Genomic DNA, 13,185 nt, shown 5'->3' with positions numbered 1-13,185 from the left:
CGTCGGGCTCAAGGGCATGCGCGACAGTATGTCAGGGGACGTCGGATGCCTCTCGTCCGCACCGCGAGCGGGATTCCTGCTCGGCCAGGAACGCATCAACGAGCTCGAACAGGACAGCGAGGGCGTGACGGTCTTCGTCGTCGGTCAGCTCGGCCGGACCCGGCGACTCGCGGCCCGGAAAGGCCAGTCCCCAGACGATCGCGGACCAGACCAGGTTGGGCCCCCGTGCGCCAGGTCGGGTCAGGAGCCACTCCCGAAAGCCATCGAGCACCCCACCTGTATAGCGGTCCCCGTGCATGTCATATCCCTCGAGCCACGCGACGACGCGAAACCATGTGGCCCGGCCGACATACATGCCTGGTCGCCTCGCGAACAGGGCAAGGAACTGCCGCTCTGACAACCCGGCTAGCGGTCGCTCGCCGGCACCGGTTAGTCCATCTGGCAACTCCGAGTTCGGACACACGCCCGCACTCTGCACCACCATGATCAAGGCACTAGGGAGACACGCCCTAGCCCTGCACCGTGCCGTCGACGTAGGACCAGCGGTCGCCCTCCCGGACGAACCGGCTCACCTCGTGGAGCCGCCCGCGGTCCGCCGGGTCGGTGCGCGAGCGGTGGTGCGCGACGAACTCCACGACCCCGGTCGTGTCGAACGGGCCGCCCGCCTCGGTGCGCACGACGTCGAGGCGGCGCCACACGACGTCGTCGTCGAGGTCGAGGCCGGCGGGCCGGGTGGAGGGGTGCCACGTCGCGAGCAGGTAGTCGGCGTCGCCGACGACGAACGCGCTGTAGCGCGAGCGCATGAGCGCCTCGGCGGTCGGTGCGTGCGGGCCCGGGGCGGTGCCGTCCGGTCCGGGGCGCAGCCCCGCGTGGTACCGGCCGCAGCACGACCCGTAGGTGTCGCCGGAGAGGCAGGGGCAGCGTGCGCCGTCGTCGAGCGGGTTCCCGGTCATGCGGCCGCATCCTACGGGTGGGCACGCGCGGGCACGGCCCCCGCACGACGGCGCCCGCCCACCGGGGTGGACGGGCGTCGTCGGGCGGTGCGCCGCCCGGGCGCCACGCTCGGGCGCGGCGACCGGGCGGGGCGCGTCAGTCCTGCGGGTCCCAGGGGCCCCAGCGGTCGCCGGGCGCCTGGTTCCGCGTCCACCACTTCGCGGTGTACGTCGTGCCCTCGTACGTCACGCTGTCGCCCTTGACGTAGACGCGGCTCGGCTTCCACGCGCCGACCCCGGCGGAGTCGACCCCCGCGATCTCCTCCCACGGGCCCCACGCGTCGGCACCGGGCACCTGGCCCTTCGTCCACCACTGCGCGCGCCACACGGCGCCCCCGTAGGTGACCGTGGTGCCGCCCGCGTAGGCGGTGCCCTTCGACCAGGCCGGCGGCTCGGTGTACGTCGGCTGGGCCTGCGGGTTGAACTCGTCCGTCACGACCGACTTCGCGGCGTTCGTCACCGGGTCGTCGAGCAGCAGGACGTCGAGGCCCTGCTGGATGTCGTTCGAGATGATCGCGCCGTTGTACCAGTACGCCGACCACGAGCCGCCGAGGATCAGCCGCTCCGCGGACAGCGGGCCGCGGTCGAACCACGCGATCTCGACGGGGTTCGCCGAGTCCGTGAAGTCCCACACCGAGATGCCGCCCTGGTACCAGGCCTGGACCATGATGTCGCGGCCCGGGACGGGGATGAGCGAGCCGTTGTGCGCGACGCAGTTCTCCGTCGCCGCCTGCTCCCGCTCGATCTTGTAGTAGCTCTTGAACACGAGCTCGCCGCCCACGATGTCGTAGATGGCGTCCGCGCCCTTCTCCGGCCCGACGGTCGGGTTGCACGTCGGCGCCCCGCCGCCGCCCAGCTCGTCCGTGAAGACGACCTTGGTGCCGGCGTTGTTGAACGTCGCCGAGTGCCAGAACGCGAAGTTCGTCGTGTCCCGGACGACCTCGGTCACCACCGGGTGCGCGCGGTCGGAGATGTCGAGCAGGATGCCGTCGCCCATGCACGCGCCCGCCGCGAGGTCCTTCGACGGGTAGGTCGTGATGTCGTGGCAGCCCGACGTCGTGCTCGAGCCGTTGCCGCCCGGGTTGCCGCCGTCGGGGAAGAGGACGGGCGTGGAGACGAGCTCCGCCGCGGCGGGGTCGTCGAGCGGGATCTGCACGACCGAGATGAGGTCGTGCGGGGGCTGGCAGTCGGGAAACGCCGCGTTCGGGCTGTACGACGAGACGTAGACGAACAGCTCCTCGCCGTCCTGCGACGGCGCGAGGGAGTGCGTGTGGGAGCCGCACTGCGTCTCGACGGACGCCACGTACTCGGGGGCCGTCGGCTCGGAGATGTCGAAGACCTTGATGCCCTCCCACGACTCCTTGATCGCGGCGCTCTGGGCGACGTTCTCGCACGAGTCGTTGCTGCGCGAGGAGTCGGTGCTGAGGACGAGCAGGTCGCCGTAGACGGAGATGTCGTTCTGGGACCCGGGGCAGACGACCTGGGCGACCTGCTGCGGGGCGGTCGGGTTCGCGACGTCGTACACGGTGAAGCCGCCGTAGTTCCCGGCAAACGCGTACCGGCCCTGGAACGCGAGGTCGGTGCTGTACTGCCCCTCGGGCGCGAAGCCGCCGTTCTTCGGGATGTTGGCGACGTGCGTGAGGTTGGAGCTGCCGGCCGTCTCCCCGGGCGCCAGGACGTCGGTGGCCTGGGCGAGGGGGGCGAGGCGCTGTGCGGGGAGGTCTGCGAGCGAGGCGGCGGCCTGGTCGGTGAGCGCCGCCACCGCCTCGGGGGAGCCGTCGGACGGCTCCGCGGCGGCGGTCGTGGCGACCGCGAGGGTCGAGACGGCGAGGGTCGCCGCCAGGGACGAGGCGAGCAGGACCCGGCTCCGGTGCCGGTGCGTCTGCCGGTGCGTTCTTCGATGCACGAGGGAAACACCTCCTTGGTAGGGTGCTGCAAATTCTGGCGGGCAAATGTGATCTGGACCACTCAAACCGGGCGGTTCGCGACGATCTTTTACACGGAGGGAACAGCGCGGGTGCAGATTTTTCCCAGCCGTAACAGAGCGCGGCGCAGCGCCGCGCGTGCCCTGACCTGCGGCGTCACCGCGACCGGCCTCGCGCTCGGCGCCGCGCTCGGTCTCGCCGCGTGCACGCCCGACCCGCAGCCGACGTCGACGCCGTCGAGCGTCGTCGTGCAGCCCGGGCGGCCGGGGGAGGACGCCACGACCGTCGCCCCCGAGGACTACGCGGGCGCGCCCGACGAGGGCTCGTGGAACCAGGCCGACGCCGCGTTCGTCACCGGCATGATCGAGCACCACCTCCAGGCCCTCGAGATCGCCGCGCTCGCGCCCGACCGCGCCGGGTCCGACGCCGTCCGGTCGTTCGCGGAGCGCGTCACCGCCGCGCAGGGGCCCGAGGTGCACGCGCTCGCGTCGTGGCTCCAGGCGCGCGACCTCGCCGTGCCCGAGGGCGCGCAGGACGCGGGCGGGACCGGCCCGCGCGCGCCCGACGGCGCGGGGCACGACCACGGCGACGGGACCGCCGGGATGCTCTCGGACGAGCAACTCGCGGCGCTCGAGGCCGCGAGCGGCCCGGAGTTCGACCGCCTCTTCCTCGAGGGGATGATCCAGCACCACGAGGGCGCGCTCGCGATGGTCGACGTCGTGCTCGTCGAGGGGGAGGACCTCTTCGCGAACGAGATGGCCGCCGAGACGGCGGCCGGCCAGGGCGGCGAGATCGACCGCATGCGCGACCTCCTCGCGCAGCTCTGACCCGGCCGTCCCGGCACGGGGCACCACGCACGACGGCGGCCCGCCCCGGGGTGGCGCGGGCCGCCGTCGTGCGTGCGGGACGGGTCAGCAGGAGAGGTTGTTGCCCGTCGTCGTGCCGAGGATCTGGGCGAACCGCTGGAACGCGGCGATGCGCGACTGCACCTGCGCCGGGTTCCCGCCGTTGCACTCCATCGTGCCGTTGATCGAGCGGATGGACTCGCCGAAGCCGGCGCCCGACACGATCGCCTGGTGCCCGGACATCGAGCCCGCGCCCGACTGCGTGTTCCAGAACCACAGGCCGGTCTTCCACGCGACCGCCGAGTTCTGCTCGACGAGGTACGGGTTGTTGAGCAGGTCGATGCCGAGCGCGTCGCCCGCGGCCTTGTAGTTGTAGTTCCAGCTCAGCTGGATCGGGCCCTTGCCGTAGTAGGCGGACTGGCCCGCCGGGCAGCCGTACGGCTTCGAGGCGTCGCAGTAGTGCGGGTAGTTCGCGGTGTTGATCTCCTTGACGTACACGAGGCCGCCGGTCTCGTGGTTGACGTTGGCGAGGAACGCCGCGGCCTCGCGCTTGGCGACCTCGGTGCCGCCCGTCGTCGCGAAGCCCGGGTAGGCGGACAGCGCGTCGACGAGGCCCTGGTACGTGTAGAACGGGTTCCGGTTGGGGAACATCTGGTTGAACTGCGCCTCGGAGACGACGAACCCGGTCGGGTTGCCGGGGTTCCCCGGGTTGCCGGGGTTCGTGCCGCCGCCGCAGGCGCCCTGGCTGCGCCAGACGCCCCACTCGCCGGTGGTGCCGGGCGTGTCGCCCTGGGTCCACCAGCCGGCCTTCCAGTTCTGGCCGCCGTGGGAGACGACGGCGCCGCCCGTGTACACGGCGCTCGCGCTCCAGGGGGCCGCGCACGTCGCGGCGTGCGCCTGCTGCGCCGGGCCCGCGACGGACCACGAGAGCGCTCCCGCGAGCGCGAGGACGAGGCTGAGGAGCAGGGCGAGGGGGCGGGAGATCGGCCGGGCGGCGGCCGTCGTGGGCGCCGCGGGGGAGGACGACGCCGGGGCTCGCGTGTGCATCGGTGCACCTTTCGTCGGTGGTCGGGTCGCTTCGAGCCTGACCGCCGCGCGGCGTCGTGGACAACCCCCCTACGCGGAACCCCGTACCCGTGGGAGCCCGAGGTAGAGCCGAGGTCCCGCGAGGTAGAGCCGAGGTCGGGACCACGGCTCTACCTCGCGCGACCGGGGCTCTATCTCGCGGGACCAGAGCTCTACCTCGTGGTGGGGGACGAGCGTCGCGGGGGCGGCGGGGTTGACGTCCGGGCGGGGCGGGTGCAAGAGTGTCCGCCAACCCGGAAACGTTTCCAGGGCTGTCGAGGTCGTCAGCCTGGAAACGTTTCCAGAACGACGGTCCTTCGACGACGAGGTGGACGACAGTGACGTCATCACGCGCCACGCTGATCCAGGTGGCACAGCGGGCCGGGGTCTCCCTGGCCTCGACCTCCCGTGCGCTGCACGGGACGGGCGCGAGCCCCGCGATGGTCGAGCGCGTGCGCGCCGCGGCCACCGAGCTGGGGTACAGCCCGGACGCCATCGGGCGCTCGCTGCGCCTCAAGAAGACGTTCCAGGTGGCGTTCGCCGTCGCGGACATCGGCAACCCCGTCTACGTCGAGATGATGACGGCGATCCACGAGGTGCTCGCGCCGCACGGCTACCGCGTCGTCGTCATGACGACGGGGGACACCACGCGGTCCACCGTCGAGCTCGTGCGCAGCCTGTCGAGCGGCTTCGTCGACGCCATGATCCTCAGCCCGCTGCGCACCGACGACGAGCTCGTCGAGGAGATCCGCGAGGCGCCGGTGCCCGTCGTCGTCATCGGCCGCACGCTCGCGGACCGCGGCATCGACTCGGTGTCCACGGACTCGGCGGGCGGGATCGGCGAGGCGGTGCGGCACCTGCTCGGCCTCGGCCGCCGCCGGATCGCGTTCCTCAACGGCCCCCTCGACACGACCCCCGGTGAGGCGCGCCAGCGCGGCTTCGACGCCGCGACGCGCGCCGCCGACTTCGACGCCGAGCGGGTCGAGGTCGCGCCCGCCCTCGACTTCACCGTCGCCGCGGGCCTCGCGACGACGCGCGCGCTGCTCGACGCCACGGACGACGACGCCCGCCCGGACGCGATCGTCGCGGCCAACGATCTCCTCGCCATCGGCGCCATCCGGGCCGTGCGCGAGCGGGGGCTCTCGGTCCCGAGGACGTCGCGGTGACCGGCATGGACGACACGGAGATCGGCCGCGTGTTCCAGCCCTCCCTGACGAGCGTCTCGCTCGGCTCGACGGAGCGTGGACGCGTCGCCGCGCAGCTCGTCGTGGACCTCGTCGACGGCGACGCGGAGCCCGGGCGGCACACCGCCGTCGGGCCGCGGCTCGTCGTGCGCGAGTCGACCGCCCCCGGGGGTGGTTCCCGGTGAGCGCACCGACCCTCGCGGGCGACCCCCGTCGCGCCGCCCTGCGCCCCGACCGCGGCCCGGTGCGCCGGACCGGCGGCATGGCCCGCGCCAAGAGGCGCGAGGCGATCGCGCTCGTCATGCCGTCGCTCCTGCCGATCCTCGTGCTCAGCGTCGCGCCGCTCGTCATGGGCGTCGCGCTCGCGTTCACCGACGCGCGGCTCGTGCGCCAGCCGGACTACCAGTTCGTCGGCGTCGACAACTTCGTGCGCCTCGCGGACAACTCGTTCTTCTGGGACTCGTTCCGCATCGGCATGATCTGGGCCGTCTCGGTGACCCTGCTCCAGCTCGTCGCGGCGATGGGCCTCGCGCTCCTGCTCAACTCCGGGCTCCGGCTCCAGGGCCTGACGCGCGTCCTCGCGCTCATCCCGTGGGCCATGCCGCCGGTCGTCGTGGCGATCATGTGGCAGATGATCTACTCGCCCAACGCGGGGCCGCTCAACGCGTTCCTCGGCGCCCTGGGCCTGCCGGACGACATCAACTGGCTCGCGGACTTCTCGACCGCCCTGCCCGCGGTGATCGTCGTCGGGGTGTGGGTCGGCATGCCGCAGACCACCGTGACGCTGCTCGCCGGGCTCCAGCAGATCCCGGACGAGCTCCACGAGGCCGCGGCCATGGACGGCGCGGGCGCGTGGCGCCGCTTCACCGCGGTGACGCTCCCGAGCCTGCGCCCGATCATCACCTCTATCACGTCGCTGAACTTCATCTGGAACTTCAACTCGTTCTCGCTGGTCTACGTGCTCACCGAGGGCGGGCCGGGCGGCCGGACCATGCTCCCGATGCTCTTCACGTACCTCGAGGCGTTCAAGAACCGCAACATCGGCTACGCCGCCGCGATGGGCGTCGTGCTCGTCGTCGTGGTCGTCCTCCTGCTCGCGATCTACCTGCGGTCGCAGTTCCGCTCCGAGAAGGAGAGCTGACCCGTGCGCGCACTCGTCCGCCCCGCCCAGTACGCGGCCCTGGGGTTCTACATCCTGTTCCTCGGCTTCCCGCTGCTCTGGCTGATCTCGGCCTCGCTGAAGTCCTCCGGCGAGCTCAACTCGCTCACCGTGAGCCTGATCCCGCAGGACTGGCACTGGGAGAACTACTCCCAGGCGCTGGCCCGGCAGGGCCTCGTCCGCTCGGCCTGGAACAGCGCGATCGTCGCGGTCGTGTCCACGCTGCTCGTCATCGTCATCGCGCTGCCGGCGTCGTACGTGCTCGCCCGGCTGCGGGGGAAGATCCGCGCGGCGGGCGTCGGCTGGATCCTCGTGAGCCAGGTGTTCCCGGTGATCCTCATCATCCTGCCGCTGTTCCTCATCCTGCGGACCATCGGGCTCACGGACTCGCTCGTCGGCCTGACGCTCGTCCACACCACGTACACGCTGCCGTTCGCGCTGTGGATGATGCAGGGCTACGTCAGCGCCATCCCCGTGGACCTCGAGGAGGCGGGCTCCATGGACGGCGCGAGCCGGCTCACGGTCCTGCGCACCATCGTCTTCCCGCTGCTCATGCCCGGGATCGTCGCGACCGCGATGTTCAGCTTCGTGTCCTCGTGGAACGAGTTCTTCTTCGCGCTCGTGCTGCTCCAGTCGCCCGAGAACTACACGCTGCCCATCACGCTGAAGATGTTCATCGGCGGCGAGGGCAAGGTGGCGCTCGGCCCCCTCGCCGCGGGCTCGGTGCTCGCGGCCATCCCCAGCATCGTCTTCTTCTCGATCATGCAGAAGAAGCTCACCGGCGGCCTGCTCTCGGGCGCGGTGAAGGGCTGACCGTGACCCCCTCCACGCCCGGTCCCGCCCCCAGGCTCTCCCGACCCCACCCCCACCCGAAAGGTAGAACCATGAAGACTCGTGGTGCGTCCATCGCCGCATGCCTCACGATCACGACCCTGCTCGTCGCGTCCTGCTCCAGCGGGGGCGGCAGCGGGGACGACGGCGCCGACGGCGGCACGGTGACGCTGAAGTTCCAGTCGCTGTCCGACCAGCCCGCCGCGATCGAGGCGACCGAGAAGATCGTCGCCGACTGGAACGAGGCGAACCCCGACGTCCAGGTCGAGATCGTGCCCGCCGGCTGGGACGGCATCTACGACAAGCTCATCACCCAGTTCAACGGCGGTGCCGCGCCGGACATCATCCACTACGAGGCCGCGAGCATCGTGCCGTTCGCGGTCGACGGGTACCTCGCGGACCTCTCGGAGTACATGTCCGACGAGCGCCGGGACGACATCCCCGAGGGCATCCTCGACGCCGTGACGGTCGACGACCAGGTCATCGCGTACCCGACCGAGCTGCAGTCCTACATGGTCTTCGCCAACAAGACGATGCTCGACGCGGCCGGCGTCGAGATCCCCACGGGCGAGACGATGACCTGGGACGAGCTGCGGCAGATCGCGCAGGCCACGACGAAGGACGGCGCGTACGGGCTCGGGTGGGGGCTCGCGAGCCCGACGGCCGCGTTCATGGCGATGGCCCCCGGCTTCGGCGGCGAGTACTTCGAGGGCACGGGCGCGGACGCGAGCATCACCATCGGCGAGGGCGAGATGGCCCTGCCGGAGCTCGTCGACACGATGGCGCACACCGACGGCACGGTGCTGCCGGTGACCCTCACGCAGTCCGGGTCGGAGACGCTCGCGTCGTTCTACGCGGGGCAGGTCGCGATGACGATCCAGGGTTCGTTCCAGGCCGCGAACATCGCGAACGACGCGCCCGAGGGCTTCGACTGGGTCGTGCTGCCCCGCTCGAGGGCCCCGACGGCGCCGAGCAGGCCGCGAACCCGCAGACGCTCTCGGTGAACATCGACTCCGAGCACGTCGAGGAGTCCGCGGAGTTCATCGAGTTCTTCACGCAGACGGAGAACCTCGCCGCGCTCAACGAGGCGGACGCGCTCATCCCCGCGACGACGTCGGCCCAGGAGGCCATGGCGGAGTCGCTCGGCGACGAGAACGGCTGGTCGACGATCCTCTCCTCCGGCCAGTACCTCACCTCGGCGCCGTACCTGTTCGTCGACGCGTACGCGCAGTGGAAGGACACCGTCGCGACGCCCGCGTACCAGAAGTTCCTCGCCCAGGAGATCGACGCCGACCAGCTCGCGACCGAGCTCGAGTCGGGCTGGGCCGAGATCACCAAGTAGCACTCTCGGTCGCTCGCCGCGGCACCGCGTCACGGGTCGCGGCGAGCACCGAGCAGCAGCGGCCGGGCGGCCGCGCACGCGACCGCCCGGCCGGGAACCGCGACCCGCACGGGTCGCACCGGCGCGAGGCGCCGAGACGGATCGACAGGGAGTGGATCGTGACCTGGCTGGACGACCGAGCGGTGGCAGTGATCACCGGAGCGGCGGTGGGGGACGCGCTGGGAGGCGCCACGGAGGGCTGGACGCCCGAGCAGATCGAGGAGCGCCACGGCGGCCGCGTGACGGGGATCGTGGAGCCCTGGTACCCGAACTGGCAGGACGCGCGTCCGATCGCGCCCTACCACAAGGGTGACGGGCACATCACCGATGACACCCTCATGACGCGCGCGCTCGTGGAGGTGTACGCGAAGCGCCGCGAGCACCTCGACGCGTACGCGATGGCCGAGGACCTCGTGCCCCTCATGATCGGCGAGCCGCGCTGGATCCCCGAGCTCGAGTCCACGGCCCTGCTGCTCCAGCGCGTGTTCCTCGCGGAGAAGTGGATCGTCGCGCGCCTGCACTACGGGCACGTCGACCCGCGCGAGGCCGGGGTGGGGAACGTCGTCAACTGCGGTGCCGCGATGTACGTCGCGCCCGTCGGGCTCGCGAACGCGGGCGACCCGCGCGGCGCGTACGCCGAGGCGATCGACCTGACCGGCGCGCACCAGTCGAGCTACGGCCGCGAGGCCGCGGGCGTGTTCGCGGCCATGGTCGCCGCGTCCGTCGCGCCGGGGGCCACGGTCGACGACGTCGTGCACGCCGCGCTCGACGTCGCGCACGACGGCACGGCCGCCGCGCTCCAGGCCGTCGTCGAGGCGTTCGACGGCTGGACGACGGCGCCCACCACCGACGAGGAGGAGCGCGCCCTCGCGCGGCTGATCCGCGACACGGTCGCGCCGTTCGACTCCGTCGGGCCCGCGTACCGGCAGATGTCGATGGACGCGCGGCGCCCGTCGCGCACCAAGTCCATCGAGGAGCTGCCCGCGGCGCTCGGCTTCGTGCTCGGGCACCGCGGCGACTTCCGCGGCGCGGTCCTCGGCGCCGTGAACTACGGGCGCGACGCCGACTCGATCGCCGTGATGGCCGGCGCGGTGTGCGCGGGCCTCGGCGGGACCGCCGTCGTGCCGGACGAGTGGCTCGACGCGATCGAGGAGGCGAGCCGCATGGACGTCCGGGAGACCGGGCGGCTCATGGCGTCCGCCGCGCAGGACATCCTGCGGGCCGACCGCGAGCGCGCGACCGCCCGCCTGCGCGCGCTCGCCGAGCTCGGCAACGCGCCCGTCGACGGCGGGGCCCTCGCCGCGCGGGCGGGTGACCCGGCGTGAGGCTGACCTGGGCCCAGCCCGAGGACCTGCTCGCGCACGAGCTCGTCCAGGCCGCGGCGGAGGGCAAGGACCCCGCGGCGCTCGCGGACGTGCGCGAGCGCTGGGCCGCCGCGGGCGGGGACCCCGTCCCCGCGGTGAGCGGGGCCGGTCCCGTCCCCGCGACCCCGGAGCTGCGCGCGCTCGCGCGCGACCTGCTCGTGGAGCTCGACACGCTGCCCGCGGCGCCCGCGCCGCACGAGCCCGACGACTGGGGCGCGATCCTCACCACGCTCCCGGCGGCGCCCGGCCTGCCCACCCGCCCGGGCGCCGTCGGGTCCTCCGCCGGCATCGGGGCCGGTGTGCCGAGCGGAACCGCCGCCGCCGCCGACGCCGCGTACGCGGACCGCGTGCTCGGCGCGTGGACCGGGCGCGCGGCGGGCTGCCTGCTCGGCAAGCCGGTGGAGAAGATCCCGCGCGCCGGGATCGAGGAGATCCTGCGCGCCACGGGCCGGTGGCCGCTGGACCGCTGGTTCACCGCCGTCGGGCTGCCCGACGACGTCGCCGCGCGCTGGCCGTGGAACCGGCGCAGCGCCCCGACGTCGCTCGAGGAGAACATCGACGGGATGCCCGAGGACGACGACCTCAACTACCCGATCCTCGCGCTCGCCCTGCTGGAGCGGCACGGGCGCGGCTTCACGACGGACGACGTCGCGCAGCTCTGGCTCGACGCGCTGCCCGCGGGCCGCGTGTTCACGGCCGAGCGCGCCGCGTACCGCAACGTCCTCGACGCGCGGCCGGTGCCGGAGACGGCGACGCACCAGAACCCGTTCCGGGAGTGGATCGGCGCGCTCATCCGCACGGACGTGCTCGGCTGGGTCTCGCCCGGCGACGTGCGCGAGGCCGCGCGCCTCGCGTGGACGGACGCGCGCCTGAGCCACACGCGCAACGGCGTGTACGGCGCGATGTGGGCGTCCGCGCTCGCGTCGGCGGCGATGGTCTGCGAGACGGTGGACGAGGTGCTCGACGCGGCGGACGCCGTCGTGCCGCCGGGCAGCCGCCTGGCCGCGGCGATCCGGCTCGGGCGGGACGCGGGCCGCGACGGCGACGCGTCCGAGGCGGGCGTGCGCGCCGGGCTCGACACGATCCACGCGGCGTACGGCGACCTGCACTGGGTGCACGTGCTCAACAACGCCGCGGTGATCGCCTACGCGCTCACCGCGGGGCGCGGCGCGGACGGCCGCGGCGACTTCGGCGCGAGCGTCGCGATCGCCGTCACCGCGGGCTGGGACACCGACTCCGCGGGGGCGACGGTCGGCGGCGTGGTGGGTGCGCTGCAGGGCGTCGAGGGCATCGGCCAGCGGTGGACGCGCCCGCTCGACGGCCACATCGCGACCTCGCTGCCCGGCGGCGAGCGGAGGATCGTGGACCTCGCGGCGCGGACGGTCGCGCTCGCGACGGTCCCGGTCGTGGTGGCCGGGGGAGCCGTGCAGGGTCCCACGGAGGAGGCACAGGCATGAGCACGACGGCGGACGGGGAGCAGGGCGCCACGGTCCCGGGCGGGTCGGGACGGGTCGTGGTGGTCGGGTCGGCGAACGTCGACCTCGTCGTCGACGTGCCGCGGCACCCCGGCGGCGGCGAGACCATCCTCGGCGGCGAGCTGCGGCGCAACCCCGGCGGCAAGGGCGCGAACCAGGCGGTCGGCGCGGCGCGCGCGGGCGGTGCCGACACGACGTTCGTCGGCGCCCTCGGGCACGACGACGCGGCCGACCTGCTGCTCGCGTCGCTCGACCGCGGCGGGGTGCGGACCGACCTCGTCGAGCGCGTGGACGCCGCGACGGGCACCGCGCTCATCACCGTCTCGCCCGACGGCGAGAACGCGATCGTCGTGGCGCCCGGCGCGAACTCGCACGTGACGGTCGGCGCGGCGCAGGCCGAGCGGATCGCCGCGGCGGACGTCGTGCTCGCGCAGCTCGAGATCCCGCTCGACGTCGTGCGCGCCGCCGCCGCGGCGCGCCGGCCGGGCGCGCTGCTGGTCCTCAACGCGGCGCCGTCGCGCGACCTGCCCGACGACGTGTGGGCCGCGCTCGACGTGCTCGTCGTCAACGAGCACGAGGCGGCGGACCTGGCGGGCGCCTCCGGCGACGCCGACCCGAGCGCGCTCGCGGGGCTGCTGCTGGAGCGCGTGCCGGCCGTCGTCGTGACGCTGGGCGGAGAGGGCAGCCTCGTCGCGGAGCGCCGCCCGGCCGGGCCCCTGCTCACGACCGTCCCCGCGATCGTCGTCGAGGCGGTCGACACCACCGGCGCGGGCGACACGTTCTGCGGCGTCCTCGCCGCGGCGCTCGCGCGCGGCGCGGACCTGCCCGACGCCGCGCGGCTCGCCGCCGCCGCGGGCGCGCTCGCCGTGACCCGGCCCGGCGCGCAGGACGCCGTGCCCGACGCGGCGGACGTCGTCGCGCTCGCCGAGCGCGCCGCGAACCCCGACCGACCGACCTGAGCCCG

At 73.4% G+C, this 13,185-nt stretch carries 12 protein-coding genes and 1 pseudogene; 9 read left to right on the top strand and 4 right to left on the bottom strand.

The genetic code is table 11. The features are described 5' to 3' along the window. Positions 1 to 31: 31 nt before the first annotated feature. The 3 genes from BJP59_RS15840 to BJP59_RS15830 form a co-directional block, all read right to left on the bottom strand. Positions 32 to 484, bottom strand: coding sequence for a hypothetical protein (locus BJP59_RS15840; RefSeq protein WP_194521400.1), 453 nt, complete (start codon positions 482 to 484; stop codon positions 32 to 34). A 25-nt stretch (positions 485 to 509) separates the two neighbouring features. Further along, positions 510 to 953, bottom strand: a complete 444-nt coding sequence (locus BJP59_RS15835; RefSeq protein ID WP_194521399.1) for a YchJ family protein — start codon at positions 951 to 953, stop codon at positions 510 to 512. A 136-nt stretch (positions 954 to 1,089) separates the two neighbouring features. After that, positions 1,090 to 2,898: a carbohydrate-binding protein gene (locus BJP59_RS15830; RefSeq protein ID WP_228485116.1), complete on the bottom strand. Its 1,809-nt coding sequence runs from the start codon at positions 2,896 to 2,898 to the stop codon at positions 1,090 to 1,092. A gap of 48 nt (positions 2,899 to 2,946) precedes the next feature. On the opposite strand from BJP59_RS15830, the gene BJP59_RS15825 reads away from it, so the two are divergent. Then, positions 2,947 to 3,744, top strand: a complete 798-nt coding sequence (locus BJP59_RS15825; RefSeq protein WP_194521398.1) for a DUF305 domain-containing protein — start codon at positions 2,947 to 2,949, stop codon at positions 3,742 to 3,744. An 84-nt stretch (positions 3,745 to 3,828) separates the two neighbouring features. On the opposite strand, the gene BJP59_RS15820 is transcribed toward BJP59_RS15825, so the two are convergent. Further along, on the bottom strand, positions 3,829 to 4,809 hold the full coding sequence (locus tag BJP59_RS15820; RefSeq protein ID WP_194521397.1) for a glycoside hydrolase family 19 protein: 981 nt from the start codon (positions 4,807 to 4,809) through the stop codon (positions 3,829 to 3,831). A 260-nt stretch (positions 4,810 to 5,069) separates the two neighbouring features. Here BJP59_RS15820 and BJP59_RS15815 point away from each other — a divergent pair. The 8 genes and pseudogenes from BJP59_RS15815 (at position 5,070) to BJP59_RS15785 (ending at position 13,180) form a co-directional block, all read left to right on the top strand. Continuing rightward, positions 5,070 to 6,196, top strand: a pseudogene (locus tag BJP59_RS15815) (LacI family DNA-binding transcriptional regulator). Then, on the top strand, positions 6,193 to 7,152 hold the full coding sequence (locus BJP59_RS15810; RefSeq protein WP_206158315.1) for a carbohydrate ABC transporter permease: 960 nt from the start codon (positions 6,193 to 6,195) through the stop codon (positions 7,150 to 7,152). Before BJP59_RS15815 ends, BJP59_RS15810 begins: the two are co-directional and overlap by 4 nt. Positions 7,153 to 7,155: 3 nt before the next feature. Further along, positions 7,156 to 7,983, top strand: a complete 828-nt coding sequence (locus BJP59_RS15805; protein WP_021481799.1) for a carbohydrate ABC transporter permease — start codon at positions 7,156 to 7,158, stop codon at positions 7,981 to 7,983. A 71-nt stretch (positions 7,984 to 8,054) separates the two neighbouring features. Beyond that, complete coding sequence (locus tag BJP59_RS15800) at positions 8,055 to 9,005, top strand: ABC transporter substrate-binding protein (RefSeq protein ID WP_228485115.1); 951 nt, start codon at positions 8,055 to 8,057, stop codon at positions 9,003 to 9,005. After that, positions 9,002 to 9,343: a hypothetical protein gene (locus tag BJP59_RS19915; RefSeq protein ID WP_228485114.1), complete on the top strand. Its 342-nt coding sequence runs from the start codon at positions 9,002 to 9,004 to the stop codon at positions 9,341 to 9,343. Before BJP59_RS15800 ends, BJP59_RS19915 begins: the two co-directional genes overlap by 4 nt. 158 nt (positions 9,344 to 9,501) lie before the next feature. Next, the gene (locus tag BJP59_RS15795) at positions 9,502 to 10,707 is read left to right on the top strand and encodes an ADP-ribosylglycohydrolase family protein (RefSeq protein WP_085387131.1); all 1,206 of its coding nucleotides are present in this window, start codon (positions 9,502 to 9,504) and stop codon (positions 10,705 to 10,707) included. Beyond that, entirely contained in the window at positions 10,704 to 12,203 is a 1,500-nt protein-coding gene (locus tag BJP59_RS15790) for an ADP-ribosylglycohydrolase family protein (protein WP_194521396.1), read from the top strand. Before BJP59_RS15795 ends, BJP59_RS15790 begins: the two co-directional genes overlap by 4 nt. Continuing rightward, positions 12,200 to 13,180 carry a ribokinase gene (locus BJP59_RS15785; protein ID WP_194521395.1) on the top strand — a complete coding sequence of 327 codons (981 nt, stop codon included), beginning with the start codon at positions 12,200 to 12,202 and terminating at the stop codon, positions 13,178 to 13,180. The genes BJP59_RS15790 and BJP59_RS15785 overlap by 4 nt, the downstream gene beginning before the upstream one ends. The last annotated feature ends 5 nt before the right edge of the window (positions 13,181 to 13,185 follow it).

This window comes from Cellulosimicrobium sp. JZ28 (assembly GCF_015327065.1).
GTDB classification, from domain to species: Bacteria; Actinomycetota; Actinomycetes; order Actinomycetales; family Cellulomonadaceae; genus Cellulosimicrobium; species Cellulosimicrobium funkei.
Note: the sequence above shows the minus strand (reverse complement) of the source record. Positions and strands in the feature narration are given on the sequence as shown.

Coding starts and splice junctions, on each gene's coding strand:
- BJP59_RS15835 (WP_194521399.1), bottom strand. CDS start 953: ATGACCGGGAACCCGCTCGACGACGGCGCACGCTGCCCCTGCCTCTCC.
- BJP59_RS15820 (WP_194521397.1), bottom strand. CDS start 4,809: ATGCACACGCGAGCCCCGGCGTCGTCCTCCCCCGCGGCGCCCACGACG.
- BJP59_RS15785 (WP_194521395.1), top strand. CDS start 12,200: ATGAGCACGACGGCGGACGGGGAGCAGGGCGCCACGGTCCCGGGCGGG.
- BJP59_RS15800 (WP_228485115.1), top strand. CDS start 8,055: ATGAAGACTCGTGGTGCGTCCATCGCCGCATGCCTCACGATCACGACC.
- BJP59_RS15840 (WP_194521400.1), bottom strand. CDS start 484: ATGGTGGTGCAGAGTGCGGGCGTGTGTCCGAACTCGGAGTTGCCAGAT.